The organism is Actinoallomurus acaciae (genome assembly GCF_042429965.1).
Lineage (GTDB): Bacteria > Actinomycetota > Actinomycetes > Streptosporangiales > Streptosporangiaceae > Actinoallomurus > Actinoallomurus acaciae.
In genome coordinates this window covers 1-312 of record NZ_JBHLZP010000992.1, presented here as the reverse complement: position 1 = coordinate 312, position 312 = coordinate 1, and the positions used below count along the sequence as shown (strand labels likewise).

The following is a 312-nucleotide window of genomic DNA, read 5'->3' as shown; positions in this document are numbered from 1 at the left end:
GTACCGGCGGACCTGTCCCTGGTCGCGCTCACCCCGGCGGAGGAGCGCGAGGTGGCCGCCCTCGGCGTCGGCGTCGAGGAGATCCTTCCGCTCTCGCCCCTCCAGACCGGCCTGTACTTCCACGCGCTGCTGGACGAGGAGGGCCCGGACCTCTACACGGTCCAGCTCGTCGTGGAGCTGACCGGCCCGGTCGACGCCGGGCGGCTGCGCGCGGCCGCACAGCGCCTGCTCGACCGGCACGGCAACCTGCGCGCCTCCTTCCACCAGCTCGGGACCGGCAAGGCCGTCGCGGTGGTCGCGCGCGGCGTCACC

The 312-nt window shown here is 75.3% G+C and carries 1 protein-coding gene; it reads left to right on the top strand.

Going from position 1 to position 312, the window contains the following annotated elements; translation table 11 throughout:
* A partial coding sequence (locus tag ACFFNX_RS49710) for a condensation domain-containing protein (protein WP_378213473.1) occupies window positions 1-312 on the top strand: 312 nt, incomplete at both ends.